This is a genomic window from uncultured Roseobacter sp., assembly GCF_947491795.1.
Classification (GTDB): domain Bacteria; phylum Pseudomonadota; class Alphaproteobacteria; order Rhodobacterales; family Rhodobacteraceae; genus Roseobacter.
Map to the genome: position 1 here is coordinate 819,186 of NZ_CANLKW010000002.1, position 20,482 is coordinate 839,667.

A 20,482-nucleotide genomic window follows, 5' to 3' on the forward strand; every position below is an offset into this window, starting at 1 on the left:
ACCTTTACTCTTTGGTTGTCAGAGGTTTGGCCGATCCTGTGATCGAAGCCATTCGGGCTTCCTTCGCGCCATACCAGCGGGCGGCCGGACCGGCAGTGACCCCATGCAAGAGGGCGCTGATCCAAACGGTGTTAACGGCGAGAAACAGAACAGGTTCCGCAAGGTCATGAGTGATTTCATCCACGACCAGCAACGCGAAGAGTGCGGTTGCAAGGCCACGCGGACCGAACCAGCCAAAAAACAACCGGGATGTAATCGAAGCATCAGTGCCCGTCAGCGACAGCCAGATCGCTAAAGGGCGCACAACAAACAGACTGACCATAATAAGCGCAAAGGAGGACCAGGTCAGATGACCTATCGCCTCAGGTACAATCGCTGCTCCGAGCAGAAGAAAGGCTGACCATGACAGCAACTGGCCTTCGCTTTCCGTAAACTCATAGACAAAGGCACAGGCTCCTTTCACCACAGCGCCAAAAGCAAGGCCTGCTACAAACGCTGAAATAAATCCGTTGCCGCCTATCAGGGTCGCACCAAGATAGGCCGCACCTGCCAGCGCCAGTGCTCCAACGCCTTCATAAAGTTCTGATGTGGTCTTATACTTTTTTGCCAGCAGAAGCATCCTGCCTCCGCAGTAGCCGACAATGGCCCCGGCTACAGGCCCCAAAAGGATCTGGGCTGCCCCGAATGCCAGCCAGTTCGTCGCGTCCGGTGTTTCTGACGCGGCGACGAGGCTGGCAAAAAACAAGACCGCTGGCAAGGCAAGTCCGTCATTGAGACCGCTTTCAACTGTCAGTGCGCGACGGGCCCTGTCGGGCACGTTTGGGTTAGACACCACGGCCTGGCCCAGGGCCGCATCCGTGGGTGCGAGGATGGCAGCTGCAAGCGCCACGCCGACCAGTGGCCATGCTGGAAGAAGCAACCAGCCAGCCAGAGTTCCGAACAACAGTGCCAGCGGAAGGCCCAGCAACAGCATGCGTGAGGGCCAGAGGTGCTGATGTCTGAAAGCCCGCAGATCAATCTGCGAGGCGTCCAGAAACAGCAAAACAACCAGGGTGATTTCGGCAACCGGATGGAGCAGTTGTTCCGCAGTATGCGGATCGATCAGACCGCTGATTGCCAGCACTGCCCCCAGAAACAGGAAGGTCATTGGCGGTGTCACAACCGAATAAGCAAGGCGGTGCGCCACCATCGTAAAACCTGCGACAAGAACACAGACAATAAAGAACCCGATCACTTTGCCTCCTTCGGACGGTCTGTCCTGCTTGTAATTACTGTTACCATACGGGATGAATTTAACAGGCCTGACGTTACACATCTGGCTGGGAATTCGTCAGGCTTCCGTGAGAGGATTGAACCACAGGTGACTGAGCTGCCGCATTCGGAGAGAGACAGCGCGGTTCTGCCAGAGGACCTGGCGGGGTTTGTACAGGCAAATCTGGGCTGGATGATGGGCGTGGCGCTCCGCATACTCATGGAAAAAGGGCATGCTGAGGATGCGGTTCAGATGGCCTTTTCCAGAATTCTGGACAAAGCCGGCGATTTTGACGGGCGTGGCAGTTTAAAAGGCTGGATGCACCGTATTGTCATCAACGAAGCACTGATGCTGCGCCGGAAAATCAACAGCCGCAGGGAACTGGACATAGATGCTCTGCAACCACAATTCGACGGTGGTGGATGCAGGCTGGATCCCGCTCTGACAGATCAGGTGACACCAGAGCAGCTGTTGGAAAGCGCGCAGACGGTCCAGGCGGTGACAATGGCGATCCGGTCTCTGCCGGAAGACTACCGTATCGTTGTGTGCCTGCGTGATATCGAAGGGCTGAGCACGCGCGAAGTGAGTGATCATCTGGGGTTGAGTGAGACCAATGTCAAAGTCCGCCTGCACCGTGCCAGGGCAGCACTCAGAACACTTTTGGAAGAACTGCGACTGGAGGGCCAGCTGTGAACGACAAATCCCACCGCACACTCAGGAAGAAGGCCCGCAGCGTGATGTTCAGGATGCCGCTGATGATGAGCTGCAGCGATCTGGAACTGAAGATCGACGATTATCTGGCTGCTGATCTTTCATGGCAGGAACGGATGAAATTCGAACTGCACCTGAAAGTCTGCCGGGAATGCCGCGCTTATCTGGCAGCTTACAATCGCACCATTGCCCTGACCGGTGCACTCTTTGATGTGCCCTATGAGCAGCTGGGGATGGGCCAGGTTTCGCAGTCTCTGGTTCAGGAAATTCTGGACAAGAACGCGCGCAAATAGACTGCAGCATGGGACACCGTGTAACAATCCCCGCTATAAAATATCGCGGATGGCCGTACCGTAAGCGCCAAGCGCTCCAAGGCCACCGGTGTGCACAAAGCAGACCCGGCTGCCGCGCGGTATCTGACCGCTTTCCACAAGTGCCGGGATCGCCGCGAAGGATTTCGAGGTGTAGACCGGGTCTAGGACAAGGCCCGCCTGACGCGCCATCAGCTTCATTGCGTCCACAGCGGGCTGGCCCGGTTGCCCGTATCCGGGCGCCAGTGCACCATCCCAGATCTCTATGTCACTTTCTTTAACAGCCCTTGCGTCGTTGCTGATGTCGGACAGGCGGCTGATGATGCGTGAGATGCGGGCGGCCTGTGCGCGCGCTGGCCGTCGTACACAGCTGCCGATCACACGGGCGGTCGACCCGGCCCCACGAAGACCTGCCAAAAGTCCGCTGTGCGTGGATCCACTGCCGGACGCGACGACGAAAAAGTCAAAGCCGCTGTTCTGTGCAAGAATTTCATGAGCCGCATCAACATACCCCAGCGCACCCAGCGGAGGATGCCCCTCTGAGAGATGGATGACGTATGGTTTATACCTTTCGGCGCGCAGGATTTCAGCATGGGTATGCAACGCGGCGTCTGCGCCCGCTTCGTCCTCGCCTTTGGGATAACGCAGTATCCTTGCGCCCAGCAGATCGCAGAGCAACGCATTTCCACCTGCCTGATATTCCTGCGAGTGGTCCCCCACCCTGTCTTCGAGCTGGACCACGGCCTGCATTCCAAGCGTCGCTGCCACCGCAGCAGTCAACCGCACGAAGTTGGACTGGACCGCGCCAGTGATCAGGACAGTGTCTGCCCCTGCTTCCAGGGCTGCACCAAAATAGTACTCCAGTTGTCGTGATTTGTTACCGCCCAGCGAGGGGCCAGCCAGATCGTCCCGTTTGACAAACAGATCAATACCCAGCGTTTCAGACAGCCGCGGCAGCCTCTCAAGAGGTGTGGGTTGGCTGACAATGGGCACTTTTGACATCATTGCCGGAAGTTCCGTGCATGTTTCGGAGCAGCGTCGTTATCACCCGTGCAAGGGAGCCGCGAGCGCTGATGCCATACTTGCGGACAATCGCGCATATCGCAATGGCAGGCCCGTCTTGCCATGCCCATCGGGGCACGGCAGCTCAAGACTGTCCCGACCTACGGGTGCCGGTTTTACGATCAAAAACTATTCGGCAGCGACGACCCAGCCCGGATCCAGCGCCAGCGTCCCCGGCGTCCAGCTGCGTACATCTGTTTCGAATACGGCCTGTCGCAAAGACGCCATTCTGGTCCTGCGTTCCTGCTCAGGCATTTCCAGAGCCGTCAGAATTGCGCGGTCCATCGACTTGTTCGAGAAGGGGTTTGCGACGATGGCATCGCCCAATTCGACAGCCGCCCCTGCAAATTCGGACAGCACCAGTGCGCCGTCTCCATCGACACGCGACGCGACAAACTCTTTGCACACCAGGTTCATGCCGTCGGCCAGCGGTGTGATCCATGCAACATCTGCCGCCTGGTAGTAGGCGACCAGTTCAGCAAAAGGTATTGCACGCGACATCAATGCGACGGGTTGCCAGTCGAGTGTGCCAAACCGCCCGTTGATCCGCCCCGCTGTCTGCTCGATCTCATTCTGGACCGCTTCATAAGCTGTCATTTCGCGCGCGGCTGACACGGAGACATGCATCAGACGGATTTTGCCGCGCAGGTCCGGATGGTTTTCGAGCAAACGTTCAAAACAGGTGAGCTGTTCAATGCCACCCTTGGTGTAATCCGTCCGTCCGACTGACAAAATCAACTGAGTATCACCGAGCCCTTTGCGCAGATGTGCAGCCTTTTGCTGTGCCTCATCAGACCGGGCGCGATCGTCGATAAAGGCAGTGTCCACACCAACCGGCGTCACGCTGACAGCGACGCGACGGTTCTCGAATCCGATCTCTGTTGGCATGATGCGTTCCGTCAGTGCCGTGCCCTCGGAAATCCACTTCTCTGGCACGCGTTCGCGTTCGGTGACCTCTACATCAAAGAGGCTGCGGGCAACTGAAACAAAGTTTGCTGCATAGCGCGGAATGTGAAAGCCGACGTCGTCGCAGGCCAGCAGGCTCGCCATAATCTCTTTGCGCCAGGGCAGCACGTTGAACATATCCACGGATGGAAACGGTGTGTGATGGAAAAAGGCAATGCGCACATCCGGCCGCAGTTCGCGCAGGTAACCGGGCACCAGCCACAGGTTATAGTCATGCACCCACACCAGAGCGCCCGGGGCGGCCTCTGCCGCCGCTGCCTCGGCAAAGCGCCGGTTTACAGCCTGAAAATTGGGCCAGTCTACCGGGTCATAGTTATAGCGTTCCTTGAATTGGTGCAGAATGGGCCAGAAGGCTTCCTTTGACGTGACGTGGTAGTATTCGCGCACCTGCTCCGCAGACAGCGGCAACCTGGACACGGAGTATTTTCCATAGGCGTCGTCAATCTCGATCCGCTGCTCAAAGTCGGGGTTTTCCGGATCGTCCGCCAGTTTCCAGGCGATCCATGCGCCGTGGCGCACGCCGCCGAAGAAGCTTTTGAGCGTCGGCACAATGCCGTTCGGGCTTTTGTTTTCCCGAAGTACAGTTTCTCCGTTTTCCACCACTTCTTCGTAGGGTTGCCGGTGGTAAACAATGATCAGATCGGACGACATAGGAAACTCCTCAGCTGGCGGGGAACATCTTGCGGGCGATGATGGCTTCGGCGATGCCGGCGACACCATGTGCCTCGGCCTTGTGAACATGCTCGAGGCCGTCGACTTCGCGGAACAGCGCATCCTCGGAGTTGCCAACAGCAACTGCGGGCAGGCCTAGCGTCAGCATCGACAGATCGTTCAGTGTGTCCCCGGCAACGAGCGTCTTTTCGTTTTGAATGCCCAGATGGGCGAGAAGGCGCAGAAGCGTGGGCCCTTTGCTGACCCCGCGCGGCAAAACATCAAAGTATCGGTCGTCCGAAATCAGCGTGTCGAGACCAAGCCCTGCGATCACGTCGACAGCGCGTCCGTCAAATCTGTTGGCGTCCATGTCATAGCTGACCCTGTAGCGGAAGGCGGCGGACTGAAGTTTCAGCCCCGGCATCCCGGCGAGGGCCGCCTGCACGCGCAGTCCCGCCCCGTTCCAGGCGGTCGCGATTTCTTCTTCCAGTTTTTCAATGGGTTCCAGGACATGGTCTGTGCCAACCTTTGCGACGGTGGTTCCAACATCGCCCACGACGTATTCGGGTCGCGGAACGCCCTGGTTCCGCGTCAGATCACTGATGAACCCCGGGTCACGACCGGTTACAAAGATCAGCCCGACGCGGCTGCGGTTGGCTTCGATCCAGTTGTAGAAGCGGCTGCGCTCTTCGTCCGTTCCACCAAGGAACGTTCCGTCGAGGTCCGTCGCAAGAACCAGGTCTTTGTCGGCAATGTCGGGTGCGGTGAAGGTTTCGTGACGGGTCATGATATCCTTTCGGCAAGTGTTGAAATGTCGTGGTCCGAAGCCGGGTGGCTGAAGGCAACGTCCATTGCCCGCGGTTCAGCTTCGATTGGCCGGGCCCAGAGGCTGGCGAAAGCCATGCCCAGATCGGCCCCTTCATGCAGGATGTCCCGCACGGTTTCACATATGGGCATTGAGACACCGACGCGGCGGGCCAGGTCGGTCACGGAGCGCGCGTTCAATTCGCCCTCTACAACCACCGGTCTGCCGTCAAAACAGGCGTCTCTTGGCGTGCCCTGTCCCAGTTGCTGACCCAATGCCATATTGCGCGATGTCGCACTCGAACAGGTCAGGGAGAGATCTCCGATACCGGACAGTCCGGTAACTGTCTCGCGCCGCCCGCCCAGGGCCTCGGCCAGGCATTTCATTTCATCAAGGCCGCGCGTGATCAGGGCGGCACGTGTATTCTCTGCAAACCCCGCGCCGGTCATCATCCCGCAGGCTATGGCAACTACATTCTTTACGGCACCACCGATTTCAACACCGACGAGATCATCAGACACGTATGCGCGGAAGCTTTCGGTCGTCAGGGACACTGCAAGACGCGCAGCAGGGCTTTCATCGGGGCGCAGACGATCCGCATAGGTAAAGGGGAACGCAACTGTCGCGGCGGTCGGGTGACCCAGCGCAGTTTCGCGCGCAAACGTCGGGCCGGACACGCAGCCCGTTGGATGCTCTCCCAGTTCCTCCTCGGCAACCTGGGTCATCAGAAGACCGGTTTCAGCCTCAATGCCCTTGGCGCAGATTGCAACCGGAACACCGGCCGGCGCGTATTCGGCAACCTGCCGTGCAACGTTCCGGATACTACGGGATGGCACAACAATCAGAATTACCTGCGCCTGCTCCAGTGCATCAGACATCGAGCGGGCGGCGCGCAGTTTGCCGGGCAGAGCCACGCCGGGCAAATAGGCTGTGTTCTCGTGCCTGGTGTTAATCGCATCGACTACCGCGCTGTCACGGCCCCAGATACATGTTTTTACGCCCGCCCTGGCAAGCGTTGCTGCGAGCGCGGTGCCCCATGAGCCTGCACCGATGACTGCCGCCCGTGCATAGGGGCGTGCGGGGAAAGGGCAGGGGGTTCCGGATACCGGTTGGTGCTTCATCGGTTGCCTCGTCTGTTTTTATCAGTGCGCTGCGCCCGGAGTGGCACGCTTACCCCGGAATGTGTCGTAAATGATCCGAGGATGTCGCAAACGTGTGCCCTCTATCCGTTAAATCAATGCTGCAATAGCAAATTATACCTAGAATTGTACCGTTTCGCCGCACTGGTTGAGCTGATGTGCAAAGGAAACAGGCTATACTGCTTAAAAAATATGCATCAAATGGACGGAAAGCGACAAATATGCGTCGTATTTTGACATTTTGGGCAATGGCATTATATCATGCCGCAACGCAGCACGAGTTCAGGAGTTTATGATCATGCCAACGCCCGCCGTCCGCACTGCAATCTTTCCTGTCGCCGGACTGGGGACCCGTTTTCTCCCCGCTACCAAAGCAACACCCAAAGAGTTACTGCCGGTTATCGATACGCCGCTCATTCATTATGCAATCGACGAAGCTCAGGCGGCTGGTATTGAGCGTATGGTGTTTGTAAGTCACCCGTCCAAATCAGCCATTGAACGGCATGTGATGGACGACGCGCGCCTGCGCGCCGAGTTGAGGTCGCGGGGCAAAGCAGAACTCGCAGACGAGTTGCGCGAGGCATCTTTTCCGGAAGGATCGGACGAGGTGGTATTCACAATGCAGGACCAGCCACTCGGGCTCGGGCATGCGGTCCTGTGCGCACGCGACCATGTCCTGCCCGGACCGGTTGCCGTCATCCTGCCGGACGATCTTATTCTTGGGCAGGGTTGCATCGGGGAAATGGTAGATGCCTACCGCCGGAATACACCCGGACACATGGTGGCAACGATGCAAGTCCCGGCAGAGGAAACGCGAAAATATGGCATTCTTTCCGTGACCAAAACCGAAGGCAGGGTGCTCCGGGCAGATGGCATGGTTGAAAAGCCGGAACCGTCAGAAGCACCGTCCCGTGAGGCCGTTGTTGGCCGGTACATCCTTGATGCGTCAATCTTTGATGACCTGGCGAAGCAGACGCCCGGCGCAGGGGGCGAGATACAGTTGACAGACGCCATTGCGCGGGGAGCTGACCGGGTTGGTCTGGCCGGGCTGCGGTTTTCCGGTCAGCGGTTTGACTGCGGATCCAAGGCCGGCATGCTGCGGGCCACACTGCATCTGGCGGCAGATGATCCCGAATGCGAAGCGGTTTTGGAAGAGATGATCGCGGCAGCAACTGCGGGCACGCTCGCAGCGTGACACATGCGGCGGGCGCCGAAAACCGCCCGCGCCCACGCTTCAGGTCAGCAACCCCCAGGCTTCGTAATCAGAGACGAGCAGGTGGTTCGGCGCCACGTCCTCGTCGATGCTGGCAAAACGCCCAATCTCCTGCTCAAAGATATTGTCCGTCAGGTCGTCGTTGACAGCCGATACTTCGCCGATCAGGACGTCGCCGCCTTCACCCCAGAACTTGTGCCAGTTGCCCGGGCGCAGCGTGACGCTTTCGCCCGGCGCAAGTTCCAGCACGTCACCAGGTGCCAGGGTCCGGAGCACACCGTCACAGGCCACCGGCACCGGCGCCCCGCGATCAATGCTGCCGTCGGACGCACTTTCAAACATCTCGATCGCCAGCGTTGCACCGCCGCGGTTTATGATATCTTCGGTCTTGAGCACATGGCGGTGCATCGGTGAAATCTGGTTGTGCCGCGAGATCATGATCTTTTCCGCATAGCACATGCCGCCGCCCGCCTGCAGTTCGGCCAGCGAGCCGTTACGCGTGGTGAAAAGGAACAGCCCCATGTTGTCGAAATCGCCGGCGCCATAGTCAGTGATGTCCCATCCAAGACGGGCACCTGTGATCCCGGTTATATCTGCTTTGCGGCTCAGCATCTCATCGGGGGACCAGTAGGCAAAACCCGGCATGGAGTAGCCGAAGGCTCGGATGAATGCGTCTGCCTCGGACAGAATAGTGTTGATTTCTGAGCGTTTCATGTGTCGGGCCTCCGGGATTTTCCTGCAGTCCTTAGCCGCGTCAGTGGCGCGGGAAAAGTACTTTTGCGCATGGCGCATGACGAAACATGTTTCGGCAACCGCAACACGCCGAATTCGGATGAATATTCAGATGTCGAGCTCACCGATCAGCGCAGCCCAGGACGCGCCATGCATGTCGCGGTCTTCGACGGCACCCTGAACCGCCGGGCGGGGCAGGCTGAATTTCACGACATGCAGGTTCTCGATATCGAACCGTTTGACCGTCTGGGTATCGGCCTCAAACACGGCGGCAATCTGAGAAACGCTCAGCCCGTCGCGCACGCGCGCAAAGCTCTCAGCCGAGCCACAGAAAATGTCGATGGTCAGCCAGAACGGGCCGGCGTTTTTGCTGCGTACCTTGGTGACGAGAGAGCGGAGTTCAGCCAATGTCCATGACCTCCAGGCGGAAGGCGCGCATTGGGTCGTCCAGATGCAGCACATGGTTCAGCGCGAATTCATAGACCACGCCATGCGCCATTTCAGGAGGTGAGAAAAGAAAGGCAAAGGTGGGCTGCTCCTCTTCCTGCGTCAGCGGATGGTGCAGCAGATAAGGGTTGAGCATTTTGCCGATCTCACCGGCCTGTGCCTCGGTTGGCGCAGTGATAATCGCCACCACGCCGATCTCAACCGGGTCTGCAGTGCGTTTTTCCAGTTTGCCAAAGCTGGCGGAATGACCGATCAGACGCAGCTCGAGCGTGAATGCGTCGGCGCTCAGCCCCATGCGCTCCATGACTTTGGCACTGCACTTCGCCACGATATCATCCGCCCAGGCGGGTGCGTTCTGCACATAGTGCCGATCGCGCAGCAGGGCGATGGCGACGCTTCGGTAGCCCACGGCGCGCGCGCCTTCCAGCTTGACCGTATAGTCATCTGTCGGCACCCATTCCGAGCCGGTCACCCGCACAGACCGCGCATCGATGCTGGTGTATTCAGCATCTGTGACATCCAGATGGCCGCCGGGCTCATACAGAATAAAAGGGTCTGAGTTCTCATAGAGCATATGCGCCGAGACCGTATGCGGAGAGGCATGCGCGCCATCCGCAAGCGGCGTCACGGTGAAACCGGCATCGTCAAAGTCGATCATGATCACGCCGGACTGCGGGTTGGTCGCACACAGCGCGCCACATTCCCCGATTTTTGCACCGTGCCAGGCACCGCCCGCGTGACAGCCCCGCATCAGCGGAAGTGCTGCGAGGATTGCCGTGTCCGTCGTGCGGCCTGCAATGATAATGTCTGCGCCTGTTTCCAGCGCTGCAGCGATTTGTTCAGCGCCCGCCAACGCAACAATGTTGGTGCAGCTGCGCAGGAGATCGGCGTCAATCTCGGGCGCGTTGCCCAGAGGGGTGATGCGGTTTGCCTCCCACTCGGACGCAATGAATTCAGGGTCCTGACCACTACGCAGCACGGCAATCCGCAAAGGCCGTGCCTGCTCGGCAGCGATCTCGCGCGTGATGTCGAGCATCCAGTCCACTGCGCTGTCTGCACCACAGGTTCCAGCCGTACCGATGACCAGCGGCACACCGGCTTCGGCCCGGGCCTGCATCAGACCCGCCCATTCGATTTTGGTAGAGGAACGCGCGTATTTCGATACGCCGCGCCCCAGGTATGACGGCCCGCTGTCTGTCGAGCCGCCGTCAATTGCGATGATGTCGGGCCCAGCCGCGATGCCGCGCGTGAGAGCCTCCTGATCATAGTTCAGACCGAGAGCGCCGGAAGGAACAAGGACCTTTACCATCAGTCGATGGGCCCGTCGGTCGGGTGCTTTTGAGGTTTCTTCAGAACACCGCGCAGGAACATCGGGGCGACAAAACCCGCAATCGCGGCGATCCAGAACCCGATGGCGATGGGCGACGAGAAAAGATACATCGGATCACCATCTGACAGCGTCATGGCACGACGCAGCGCGTCCTCCATATTGCCCCCCAGCAGGATACCCAGAATGACCGGTACGGTGGGCACATCCAGTTTGCGCAGGAAATACCCCAGCACGCCGAAACCGATCATCAGCAGCAGGTCGAAATAGCTGCCCGAAAGCGAATAGATGCCGACAAAGGAGATCATCGTTACCCCGGGCAGCAACACCCATGCGGGCACCATCAGGATGCGCACAAAGATTTTGACCATAGGCACGTTCATCGCCAGCAGGACGAAGTTCGCGATCAGCAGTGAAGCGATGAGGCCCCAGACCACTTCCGGGCGTTCGGAAAAGAGTGTAGGTCCCGGCGTGATGTTCAGCGTCATCAGGAGTGCCAGCAACACCGCCGTGGTACCTGATCCGGGCACGCCCAGTGTCAGCATCGGAACAAGGGCGCCGCCTGCGGCCGAGTTGTTTCCGGCCTCTGGAGCGGCAATGCCCTTGGCCGCACCTTTGCCAAAGCCACCGTTGGGGCCAGCGATCGATTTCTCGGTCATATAGGCCAGGAATGATCCGAGCGATGCGCCCGCGCCGGGCAGGATGCCGGCGATAAACCCGACGCCCGAAGCCCGCAGCATGGTCCATTTCGTGGCCATGATGTCCTTCCAGGGGATCGTGACCTTGTCGAGTTTGATCCCTATGGAAGACCCTTTGCCGTGGCTTTCGATGAAAAAGAAAATCTCGGCGATGGCAAAGAGGCCCACGATTGCCACGAGGAAATCAATGCCGTCGTACAGATGCAGATTGCCACCGGTCAGACGGGGCAGACCGGAAGAGCTGTCCACACCGATCATCGCAATGCCGAGGCCAATACAGGCCGCAAGGGCCGCCTTGGCCTGGTTGTTGGAGGCCATGCCACCGAGGGTGCAGAAGGCCAGAAGATAAAGTGCAAAGTATTCCGCCGGACCAAAGAGAAATGCGACCCGCGCCAGTGAAGGCGCCAGCAGCATCAGGCCGATCGTGGCCAGCAAGGCACCGACGAAAGAAGCTACGCCAGAGAGCACCAGCGCGTCGCCCGCGCGACCACTCTTTGCCATCGGATATCCGTCGAGCGTGGTCATCAGCGCGGGCTCGTCGCCAGGGATGTTGAGCAGAATGGAAGAAATCCGGCCACCATACATCGCGCCGTAATAGACCGAGGTCATCAGCACCAGGGCGGATGTCGCATCAAGGCCAAGCGTAAAGGTGATGGGGATCAGAATGGCGACACCGTTCGACGGGCCAAGCCCGGGCAGCGCACCGATAATGGTGCCCAGAAAGCAGCCGCAGACCGCCAGAAAAAGGGTATAGGGCGACAGCGCGACGCCAAAGCCGATGGCGAGGTTTGCAAGGATATCCATGTCAGTGTCCCCCGACGAACGGAATAAGAATGGCAATCGCGTCCCAGAGCTTGGCGGCGGTCGGGATGCGGTATGCAACGATGTTGCCGAGACCAAGCGCGTATTTGAACAGCACGAAAAGGCCCAGCGACAGGCCGATGCCTGACAGGATGGCGGGCCGTATCCGCGGCGAAATCTGATAGCTGAGAATGCCTGCGGCAAAGACTGTGGGCAGGATGAACCCAAGCGGTGTCAGCAGCACCGCATAGAAAGCAAGAACCACGACGGCGATACCCATGGAAATCCACGTGGGCGGTTGCGGCCAGGCCGGGTCGGGATCGGGCTTGAAGATTATCGACAAAGAACAGACTACTGCGACCGCGCCGATCATCAGCGGAAACAGTTTTGGCAGAAACTCGCCCGAGAAGAAGTTCGTCTGAATCTGAGTGGCAGCCGCGATATACGCGACTGCCGTGATCAGAGTGACCAGACCGAAGATGCGGTCTGAAGCCATTACTGGGTAACCCCCAGCTCTTTGGAAAGTGCAGCAATGTCAGCAACCAGACCGTCGATGTAGGACTGGAAATCACCGCCAACTTTGGTGAAGGGTGCCAGGCCATTGTCGGCCATCGCCTGGGCCCACTCGGGGCTGTCCGCGACCTGTTGCAGTTTGCCCGCCCATTCGTCGAACCTCGCGTCGGAAATATCCTTGGGCACATAGAGACCGCGCCAGTTCACAGCTACAACGTCATAGCCCTGCTCTTTGGCTGTTGGAATATCCTCAAAACCCGGGACCCGCTCATCGGTCAGAACCGCGATGACGCGGATATCGCCGTTCGAAAGGAAGCTGACGACTTCGGACATGTCGCCGGTCATTGCCTGGGTGAAGCCGCCGACTGTCTGTGTGATCGCGTCTGCACCACCGTCAACACCGATGTACTTCACCTTGGTGATGTCGGTAAAGCCGCCCTCTTTGAGCACCATCAGCGGTTTCATGTGGTCAAAGCCACCAACTGCTGAGCCACCGGCAAAGGCAACCGAACCCGGGTCGGCTTTGATCGCCTCAACCAGATCGCCGAGTGACTGGAACGCGCTGTCCGCGGCCACAACGATGACGCCGGGATCAGCACCGATGGCGCCCACAAAACGTACCTGGTCCGCAGTCATTCCTGCATAGGCATTCTGCGCGAGGCGTGTAGTTGTTGCGGTGGAAGCCGCGACAATCAGGTCTGTGTCATCGCTGCGTTCGTTGACAACGTTGCCAAAAGCCAGGCCGCCACCCGCGCCGGGCATGTTGGTGACCTGAACGGGTTTGTCCACGGCACCGATGTCGAACATGATTTTACCGATCTGGCGGCAGGTAAAATCCCAGCCACCACCCGGGTTTGCAGGTGCGATGCATTCCGCAGCAGTTGCGGCGCCACCGGCACCAAAAGTGAGCACGGCACTCGTGATGAGCGCCCCTACGAGACGTTTTGTCATTGGTTCCTCCCATTTGACACGCGGGTCTCCACCCGCTTGTGTAGCCACATGACTGTAGGAACCTGACACCAACCTGTCACGCATGAAGAACACCGGAGCCTGATGAGATTTCTGCTGGTAGAAGACAATGCTGATCTGGCGCGCGCCCTCACAGGGCGGTTTGCCCTAGGCGGCCATGCTGTGGATCATGCCGATTGTCTGTCAGATGCCGAGCTGGCCACGAAAACTGTGGATTACGATCTGATTTTGCTCGACATTATGCTGCCCGACGGCGACGGGCGGGGTTTCCTGCGACGGCACCGTAGCGCAGATAATCCAACACCCGTGATTGTCCTGACGGCCCGCTCCGAAGTGTCCGACAGGGTGGGCTTGCTGGACCTGGGCGCGGATGACTATATCACCAAACCCTTCGACTTTACCGAGCTCGAAGCGCGTGTGCGTGCTGTGATGCGGCGTCATGGCGGGGCTGCAGATAACAGTCGGGAATTTGCAGGTCTGACCTTTGATTCGACCAGCGGAATTATTTCGGCAGGCGGTGAGACTGTGCAACTGCGTAACAGAGAGATGCGTCTGCTGGAGGTATTTTTTGCTGCACCGGGTCAGATTTTTTCCAAATCGCATCTGATGGACCGGTTGTTTTCTTTTTCAGAGGAAGTCTCGGAAAACGCCATCGAGGTTTATGTCGGCAGGCTCAGACGCAGGCTGTCAGGCTCAGATGCAACAATTGAGACGGTGCGCGGTCTTGGCTACCGCATGGTTCGCCGGGGATGAACGGATCCACACTGTCCATTCGCCGACGGCTTGTTATCCAACTGGCCCTTGTTGCGGCACTCTTGTCAGTGGCGTTTTTTCTGACCGTCAGAGGTGTCGCGGGCAATGCAACGGAACAGACCCAGGACAATATTCTGGCGGCCTCTGCGACATCGATTGCCGATGCGCTTTATTCGGACAACGGGTCCGTGCGGGTCGAAATTCCCTACTCGGCGCTTTCGATGCTGGGCACGGTTTCCGAGGACCGCGTGTTTTACCACGTTATCCTCGATGGTAAGACTTTGACCGGCTATGATGACCTGCCTGTACCGGAGGGGCAGAGCAGGCCCGGTGTGCCGCTGTTTGATACCTATTCCTATCGCGGTGACAGCCTGCGCGCAGTGGTTGTGACGCGTACTCTCGCGGCGGCCAATCAGCCCCGACGCGTTGAAGTTGTTGTGGCGCAGACGCGTCTGGGGCTTGCTGCGATATCGTCACGGATCACCACAACCGCCACAGCGATTGGTGTAGCATTCTTTCTGGTTGCCACAGCACTGAGTGCCCTGGCGGCACAGAATGCCCTGCGCCCCCTGAGCCGCCTTGCCGAGGCTATGGCGCGCAGAGGTCCCAAAGACCTGCGGCCCGTCAGTGCCGAAGCACCGTCTGAACTGGCACCTCTTGTCGGGGGTCTGAACAGTTTTATGTCCCGGCTGAGTGCTGCGCTGGGGCGATCTGAGGATCTGATTGTAGAGGCGGCACATCGCGTGCGAACCCCGCTGGCGACCGTCAGAACCCAGGCCGAAGTGGTACACCTGCAAATGGAGAAACCACAAAACCGGCAGGCATTGCGGCAGATGATCCGCGCCATTGATGAAAGCTCGCGCTCTGCCGGGCAGCTTCTGGATCACGCTATGGTCACGCTGCGTTCGGACCACCTGGAGACTGAAATCGTGAACCCGGCTGATCTGCTGCGGGAGGTGGTAGACCGGCTCGGACCTACGGCGGATTTGCGTGATATCAGCATTCGTCTTGATCTGCCGGACCAGCCGCTGCGGGTGCGCGGCGATCCGATTCTGTTGCAGAACGCCGTACGCAATATCCTGGACAATGCCATCAAGTATTCCCCGGCGGAAACCGATATCGCGATTTCCCTGAGCGGAGACGATATCTGTCGTATGACCTTTTGTGATCAGGGCCGCGGCTTTGAGGCCGCGGATATTGCCCGCTTGCCGGACCGTTTTTCACGGGGCACTAATGTGGGGGATGTCGTGGGTTCGGGGCTTGGTCTGACGATTGTCACTGATGTGGCGCGCGCGCACGGCGGATCTCTGGAAATTGCGACCGACCCGAAAGGAGGTGGTGCATGCGTTACGCTTGTTTTGCCCTGCTGCTGACCTGGTGGGCGGGAAGTTCTGCCGCGTTCGACATAGAGGAAAGCCACAGTTACCCGGCAGGCGCGTCCGAATTGCGCATTCTGTCAACGGCGGACCAGGCCGTTTTTGATCCGATATTGCGCAGTTTCCAGGCGGAGAACCCTGAGATATCAATTGTCTATGATGTTGCGGGGAGCACGGGTGTCATGGCCGCCATCCAGGATGAGGGAGCACTTTATGATCTTGTCATCTCATCGGCGATGGACCTGCAGACCAAGCTGGCAAATGACGGTCTGGCTCAGGCCTATCTGTCGGAAGCAACTGCGCGTCTGCCGGCCTGGGCCAGTTGGCGCGACATGGTGTTTGCGTTCACCCAGGAGCCTGCAGTCCTCGTCGTCAATGACCGTCTGTTCCGCGATCTGGAGACACCCCGCAACCGCGCAGGGCTGATAGAGTTGCTGCGCGGGAATCCGCAGGTATTCAGAGGCCGGATCGGAACCTATGACGTGCGCAGATCCGGCCTCGGGTATCTTTTTGCGACGCAGGATTCGCGGAACACGGAAAGCTACTGGCGACTGACGGAGGTAATGGGGCGGCTTGAGACGCAGCTGTATTGCTGTTCGGGGGAGATGATCACAGACGTGGCCAGCGGAGACCTGGCGCTGGCGTATAACGTACTGGGCTCTTACGCGCGGGTCCGGCTAAAGGACACCCCGGGCATCAGGGTGGTTGAGATGGAGGATTTCGTGTCTGTCATGCTCCGTTCTGCGCTGATCCCCATGAATGCCAGAGCTGTTGAGGAGGCCGGTCTGATGATCGACTTTCTGGCCGGGATGAGCAACCGGCCAGAGCTGGTGCAGGCAACGGGCCTGCCGCCGGTCAGTCTTGATGCAAGGGACGGTGACGAGAGTGTTCTGCGACCGATCCGTCTGGGCCCCGGCCTTCTTGTGTTTCTGGACCGGATGCGGCGGGAAACCTTTCTGCGCAGTTGGGTCAGCTCGGTCGAGCAGGAGTAAATCAGCTGCGCGGCGGTGTGGACTTGTAGACGGGCAGGCTCCAGCCAAAGGCGATTGATCCTGCGCGCAATGCCCAGGTGAGAGCGGCACAGATCAGCAAAGGCAGAAGCGCGTCATCGAAATATGGCCGTGCCAATGCGCCTGCTGTCGCGCCTGAAAAGGCGGCTGTCACATACAATTCGCCCTGCTTGAGAACGGTCGGCACATCGTTCAGAACCACATCGCGCAACAGCCCGCCCATACAGCCGGTGATCGTACCCATCAGAACGACAACCAAAGGTGCCTGACCAAGTGCCAGAGCCACACCCGCACCCGCCGGTACGGCAACGGCAAGCGCAAAACTGTCCAGCCAGATCAGCGTTTTCAGACGGCTCTCGAACAGATGCGCCGTCAGATAGACCAGCACGGCCGCCGCACAGGCCGTCGCAATATAGGACGGTTGCGCGATCCAGAAAATCGGGTTGCGGTCCAGCAACACATCGCGGACCGTACCGCCGCCAACGGCTGTCAGGCAGGCCACAAAGGCGAAGCCGACAACATCCAGCTGCTGGCGGCTGGCAACCAGGGCCCCGGTCAGCGCAAAAATGAAAACAGACGCATAGTCCAGAAAACCGAGCAGCGTCATTTCTTGAAAGGGGCCATGCCCGCCCGCGCCAGTTCGTCTGCCCGCTCGTTCTCAGGGTGCCCCGCGTGCCCTTTGACCCACTTCCAGGTCACGGTATGCCGCTGGTTTGCTGTATCCAGCCTTTGCCACAGTTCTGCGTTGGCCACCGGTTTTTTCGCGGCGTTTTTCCATCCGTTTTTCTTCCAGCCATATATCCAGCTGGTGATACCGTTTTTGACATAGTTGCTGTCGGTCACGATGGTTATCGTGCTTTCACGGTTCAGGCTTTCCAGCGCGTTGATCGCGGCGAGCAGTTCCATGCGGTTGTTGGTGGTCTGTGGCTCGCCGCCTTTGAGCTCGCGTTCTTTGACAACGGTCTTGCCGTCCATGGCCTGGAGCAGGGCGCCCCAGCCGCCGGGGCCGGGATTGCCCGAACAGGCGCCGTCTGTATATGCAAAAAGCTCAGGCATGTGCGGCGAGGCTTATCCATTCGGACAAGGACCCGTCAAGACCTGTGCCAACGCCCTCCGCCCGCCCGGTTACGGTCAGTCCCGCATCCTCAAGAAGGCTGGTCAGTTCAACATCTGAATAGTAGGTGTAGAGCCTGCCAAGCCGGTCGCGTTTGCAGCCGCTGCCGGATTTCAGTGCTATGTGAAAGCGACCGCCCGCCCGGAGCGCATTCGTTATTGCGGAAAGATGGCGTGGCATGGCGTCCCGCGATGCATGCAGCAAAGAATAGTTTGCCCAGATGCCATCATAGACGGCGGTTTCTGTCAGATCATCGAACCCGGCGACACGCGCGCTGACGCCCGGGTGCTGTTGGGCAAGTGCCACCATCTCGGGCACCGGATCCCATGCATGTACCAGAAGACCCGCGCGCGCCATTAAGGCCGCTGATGTTCCGGGACCGCAGCCAAGATCCAGCACGGTGCCACCCGGGACCGTTTCAGCGATAAAGGCAGTCAGCAAGGGGTCAGCGGTATTTGCGGCGGTAGTCAGGTCGGCATACTCTGCGGCCTTGCTGGCGTAGACGCCCAGCGTTTCTTTGTCGCTCACAGGAATACTCCAACGGCCAGGCAGGCCAGTACAACTGTCGTCAGCAAAATCCGCAGACGCATCCACCATGACGGCGTCAGCCCCCACCGGTGAAAAGCAAAGTCAAGGATGAGAAGGCCGCCAAAGCCAAACATGAGGTTCAACCCCGCACTGACGGGTCCCCCTCCGGTCATAAAGAACGCCCAGAGTGCCGGGATCACCGACAGTGTGTAGCCCACGGCAGCCTGTGTGCCGCTGGTTTTTGTCGCGAACCCCCAGAGCACCCCGGACATAAAAGACAGAATGACAGAGCCGTAAAAGAGCTGAACGTAGGGTCCGATAAATCTTGGGCCGAACGCTCTGAGGCCCCAGTCAGCAAGGGCGGGGTTCAGATACGTCAGAGCGCCCCAGACAAACGGTATCAGGCCCGCCAGGCCAAGGATCAGGGGGGCAGCAGGAATGCGGTTCATGCCGGTTCGCGCAGCACGCGGGGTACTTTGAATTCCACGTTTTCGACGGCGGTCTCGACCAGTTCGCGCGCGACGTCATAGCGGTCGCAAAAGGCGTCGATTACTTCGTTGATGAGCACTTCTGGTGCAGATGCTCCCGCTGTGATCCCCACAGACCTTATCCCCTCAAGCGCACGCCAGTCGATATCATCGGCACGTTGCACAAGCTGGGCATAGTTGCATCCTGCGCGTGCGCCCACTTCCACAAGTCGCTTTGAGTTGGAAGAGTTCGGCGCACCGACCACCAGCATCGCGTCGCACTTTGGTGCCATCGCCTTGACCGCCTCCTGGCGGTTGGTGGTCGCATAACAGATGTCTTCTTTGTGGGGCCCGACAATGGCCGGAAACCTCTCCTGCAGGGCGGCGACAACATCGGCAGTATCATCTACGCTGAGCGTGGTTTGCGTCACATAGGCCAGCCTTTCGGGATCGCGTACGCTGATATCTGCGACATCGCCCGGGGTCTCGACCAGCAGCACTTCACCCTCGGGCAGCTGCCCCATGGTGCCCACGGTTTCCGGGTGGCCGGCGTGGCCGATCATGACCATTTGCAATCCATTGTCCGCATGGCGCTGTGCCTCGATATGCACCTTGCTCACCAGTGGACATGTGGCATCGACATAGACCATTTCGCGGGCCTGGGCTGCCTGGGGTACTGATTTTGGAACACCGTGTGCAGAAAAGATTACCGGCCGGTCGTCGGGGCATTCGGACAGCTCTTCGACAAAAACAGCGCCTTTGCTGCGCAGGCCGTCTACCACGAATTTGTTGTGCACAATCTCGTGCCGAACGTAGACGGGCGCGCCCCATTTTTCCAGCGCCATCTCGACAATTCTTATGGCACGGTCAACACCCGCGCAGAAACCGCGCGGTGCGGCAAGATAGAGGGTAAGGGGCGGTCTGGTCATGACAGTCTCCGGATTGCGAAACCAGAGTTAAGGCTTTGCCGGCGCAGCGTCCAGTGGTCCGTTGCAGCAGGTGCCTGTCAGCCGTTGCTTGCCTCGGCAAAATCACGCGGCGGTCTGCCGATCACGTCCTTGAGCTCATCCAGTTCGATGAAATTGTCTGCCTGGCGGCGCAGTTCATCGGATATCATCGGCGGCTGACTGCGAATTGTCGACACGACGGACACGCGCACACCGGATCGTTGCAGGCTTTCGACCAGCGGCCGGAAGTCACCATCGCCGGAAAACAGAACGATGTGGTCCACGCGGGGTGCAAGTTCCATGGCATCAACCGTCAGTTCGATGTCCATGTTTCCCTTTACCTTACGGCGGCCCATGCTGTCGGTGTATTCGCGGGCCGGTTTGGTCACCATGGTGAACCCGTTGTAGTTCAGCCAGTCTACGAGCGGACGAATGGGCGAGTACTCATCGTTTTCCAAAAGCGCGGTGTAATAGAATGCCCGCAGAAGCTTCCCACGACGCATGAACTCCTGCCGCAGCAGTTTGTAGTCGATGTCAAATCCGAGCGCTTTGGCGGCTGCGTAAAGATTCGAGCCGTCGATGAACAGAGCAAGGCGCTCGTCCTTGTAAAACATTGTCAGTCCTTCCGATGGTACCGGACGCTGGTACTCTGAACCATTTGGCGTAATTATTATGCGGTCCGTTTGACGG

23 protein-coding genes are annotated in these 20,482 nt (G+C 59.0%); 6 read left to right on the top strand and 17 right to left on the bottom strand.

Annotated features, from left to right (window positions below; all coding sequences use genetic code 11):
* Positions 1–4: 4 nt before the first annotated feature.
* Complete coding sequence (locus Q1A34_RS10890; RefSeq protein WP_300033680.1) at positions 5–1,234, bottom strand: cation:proton antiporter; 1,230 nt, start codon at positions 1,232–1,234, stop codon at positions 5–7.
* A gap of 126 nt (positions 1,235–1,360) precedes the next feature.
* Here Q1A34_RS10890 and Q1A34_RS10895 point away from each other — a divergent pair, with 126 nt between their 5' ends.
* Positions 1,361–1,945, top strand: coding sequence for a sigma-70 family RNA polymerase sigma factor (locus Q1A34_RS10895; protein WP_300033682.1), 585 nt, complete (start codon positions 1,361–1,363; stop codon positions 1,943–1,945).
* Positions 1,942–2,256: an anti-sigma factor gene (locus tag Q1A34_RS10900; RefSeq protein ID WP_300033684.1), complete on the top strand. Its 315-nt coding sequence runs from the start codon at positions 1,942–1,944 to the stop codon at positions 2,254–2,256. The genes Q1A34_RS10895 and Q1A34_RS10900 overlap by 4 nt, the downstream gene beginning before the upstream one ends.
* 33 nt (positions 2,257–2,289) lie before the next feature.
* Here the strand turns inward: Q1A34_RS10900 and Q1A34_RS10905 are convergent, their stop codons facing one another.
* The 4 genes from Q1A34_RS10905 to Q1A34_RS10920 form a co-directional block, all read right to left on the bottom strand.
* Complete coding sequence (locus tag Q1A34_RS10905; protein WP_300033686.1) at positions 2,290–3,276, bottom strand: D-cysteine desulfhydrase family protein; 987 nt, start codon at positions 3,274–3,276, stop codon at positions 2,290–2,292.
* A 189-nt stretch (positions 3,277–3,465) separates the two neighbouring features.
* A complete protein-coding gene (gene ggpS / locus Q1A34_RS10910; protein ID WP_300033688.1) occupies positions 3,466–4,953 on the bottom strand; it encodes a glucosylglycerol-phosphate synthase in 1,488 nt (495 codons plus the stop codon).
* Between the two features lie 10 nt (positions 4,954–4,963).
* Positions 4,964–5,740 carry an HAD-IIB family hydrolase gene (locus Q1A34_RS10915; RefSeq protein WP_300033690.1) on the bottom strand — a complete coding sequence of 259 codons (777 nt, stop codon included), beginning with the start codon at positions 5,738–5,740 and terminating at the stop codon, positions 4,964–4,966.
* On the bottom strand, positions 5,737–6,879 hold the full coding sequence (locus Q1A34_RS10920; protein ID WP_300033692.1) for an NAD(P)H-dependent glycerol-3-phosphate dehydrogenase: 1,143 nt from the start codon (positions 6,877–6,879) through the stop codon (positions 5,737–5,739). The genes Q1A34_RS10915 and Q1A34_RS10920 overlap by 4 nt, the downstream gene beginning before the upstream one ends.
* Positions 6,880–7,195: 316 nt before the next feature.
* Here Q1A34_RS10920 and Q1A34_RS10925 point away from each other — a divergent pair, with 316 nt between their 5' ends.
* Positions 7,196–8,092 (top strand): UTP--glucose-1-phosphate uridylyltransferase, encoded by an 897-nt coding sequence (locus tag Q1A34_RS10925; RefSeq protein ID WP_366942826.1) that lies wholly within the window; start codon positions 7,196–7,198, stop codon positions 8,090–8,092.
* A 39-nt stretch (positions 8,093–8,131) separates the two neighbouring features.
* Here Q1A34_RS10925 and Q1A34_RS10930 read toward each other — a convergent pair whose 3' ends face one another.
* From Q1A34_RS10930 to Q1A34_RS10955, 6 genes are all read right to left on the bottom strand, one after another.
* Entirely contained in the window at positions 8,132–8,824 is a 693-nt protein-coding gene (locus tag Q1A34_RS10930; protein WP_300033696.1) for a D-lyxose/D-mannose family sugar isomerase, read from the bottom strand.
* Positions 8,825–8,950: 126 nt separating this feature from the next.
* The gene (locus Q1A34_RS10935) at positions 8,951–9,250 is read right to left on the bottom strand and encodes a DUF4387 family protein (protein WP_300033698.1); all 300 of its coding nucleotides are present in this window, start codon (positions 9,248–9,250) and stop codon (positions 8,951–8,953) included.
* Positions 9,243–10,598 carry an acyclic terpene utilization AtuA family protein gene (locus tag Q1A34_RS10940; RefSeq protein ID WP_300033700.1) on the bottom strand — a complete coding sequence of 452 codons (1,356 nt, stop codon included), beginning with the start codon at positions 10,596–10,598 and terminating at the stop codon, positions 9,243–9,245. Before Q1A34_RS10940 ends, Q1A34_RS10935 begins: the two co-directional genes overlap by 8 nt.
* Entirely contained in the window at positions 10,598–12,118 is a 1,521-nt protein-coding gene (locus Q1A34_RS10945; protein ID WP_300033702.1) for a tripartite tricarboxylate transporter permease, read from the bottom strand. Before Q1A34_RS10945 ends, Q1A34_RS10940 begins: the two co-directional genes overlap by 1 nt.
* A 1-nt stretch (position 12,119) precedes the next feature.
* A complete protein-coding gene (locus tag Q1A34_RS10950; RefSeq protein ID WP_300033704.1) occupies positions 12,120–12,611 on the bottom strand; it encodes a tripartite tricarboxylate transporter TctB family protein in 492 nt (163 codons plus the stop codon).
* Positions 12,611–13,579 carry a tripartite tricarboxylate transporter substrate-binding protein gene (locus Q1A34_RS10955; protein WP_300033706.1) on the bottom strand — a complete coding sequence of 323 codons (969 nt, stop codon included), beginning with the start codon at positions 13,577–13,579 and terminating at the stop codon, positions 12,611–12,613. Before Q1A34_RS10955 ends, Q1A34_RS10950 begins: the two co-directional genes overlap by 1 nt.
* A gap of 102 nt (positions 13,580–13,681) precedes the next feature.
* Between Q1A34_RS10955 and Q1A34_RS10960 the strand changes: the two genes are divergently transcribed.
* The 3 genes from Q1A34_RS10960 to Q1A34_RS10970 are packed head-to-tail and all read left to right on the top strand — an operon-like array spanning position 13,682 to position 16,718.
* Positions 13,682–14,350 (top strand): response regulator transcription factor, encoded by a 669-nt coding sequence (locus Q1A34_RS10960; protein ID WP_300033708.1) that lies wholly within the window; start codon positions 13,682–13,684, stop codon positions 14,348–14,350.
* Complete coding sequence (locus tag Q1A34_RS10965; protein ID WP_300033710.1) at positions 14,347–15,723, top strand: sensor histidine kinase; 1,377 nt, start codon at positions 14,347–14,349, stop codon at positions 15,721–15,723. The genes Q1A34_RS10960 and Q1A34_RS10965 overlap by 4 nt, the downstream gene beginning before the upstream one ends.
* Positions 15,693–16,718, top strand: coding sequence for a substrate-binding domain-containing protein (locus Q1A34_RS10970; protein ID WP_300033712.1), 1,026 nt, complete (start codon positions 15,693–15,695; stop codon positions 16,716–16,718). Before Q1A34_RS10965 ends, Q1A34_RS10970 begins: the two co-directional genes overlap by 31 nt.
* Before the next feature lies 1 nt (position 16,719).
* Here the strand turns inward: Q1A34_RS10970 and Q1A34_RS10975 are convergent, their stop codons facing one another.
* From Q1A34_RS10975 to Q1A34_RS11000, 6 genes are all read right to left on the bottom strand, one after another.
* Positions 16,720–17,343 carry a trimeric intracellular cation channel family protein gene (locus tag Q1A34_RS10975; protein ID WP_300033714.1) on the bottom strand — a complete coding sequence of 208 codons (624 nt, stop codon included), beginning with the start codon at positions 17,341–17,343 and terminating at the stop codon, positions 16,720–16,722.
* The gene (gene rnhA, locus Q1A34_RS10980) at positions 17,340–17,792 is read right to left on the bottom strand and encodes a ribonuclease HI (RefSeq protein WP_300033716.1); all 453 of its coding nucleotides are present in this window, start codon (positions 17,790–17,792) and stop codon (positions 17,340–17,342) included. Before rnhA ends, Q1A34_RS10975 begins: the two co-directional genes overlap by 4 nt.
* Positions 17,785–18,378, bottom strand: coding sequence for a bifunctional 2-polyprenyl-6-hydroxyphenol methylase/3-demethylubiquinol 3-O-methyltransferase UbiG (locus tag Q1A34_RS10985; RefSeq protein ID WP_300033718.1), 594 nt, complete (start codon positions 18,376–18,378; stop codon positions 17,785–17,787). The genes rnhA and Q1A34_RS10985 overlap by 8 nt, the downstream gene beginning before the upstream one ends.
* Complete coding sequence (locus Q1A34_RS10990; protein ID WP_300033720.1) at positions 18,375–18,827, bottom strand: DUF3429 domain-containing protein; 453 nt, start codon at positions 18,825–18,827, stop codon at positions 18,375–18,377. The genes Q1A34_RS10985 and Q1A34_RS10990 overlap by 4 nt, the downstream gene beginning before the upstream one ends.
* Positions 18,824–19,774 (bottom strand): 4-hydroxy-3-methylbut-2-enyl diphosphate reductase, encoded by a 951-nt coding sequence (gene ispH / locus Q1A34_RS10995; RefSeq protein WP_300033722.1) that lies wholly within the window; start codon positions 19,772–19,774, stop codon positions 18,824–18,826. The genes Q1A34_RS10990 and ispH overlap by 4 nt, the downstream gene beginning before the upstream one ends.
* A 77-nt stretch (positions 19,775–19,851) precedes the next feature.
* Positions 19,852–20,406, bottom strand: coding sequence for an NYN domain-containing protein (locus Q1A34_RS11000; protein WP_298844286.1), 555 nt, complete (start codon positions 20,404–20,406; stop codon positions 19,852–19,854).
* Positions 20,407–20,482 lie beyond the last annotated feature (76 nt).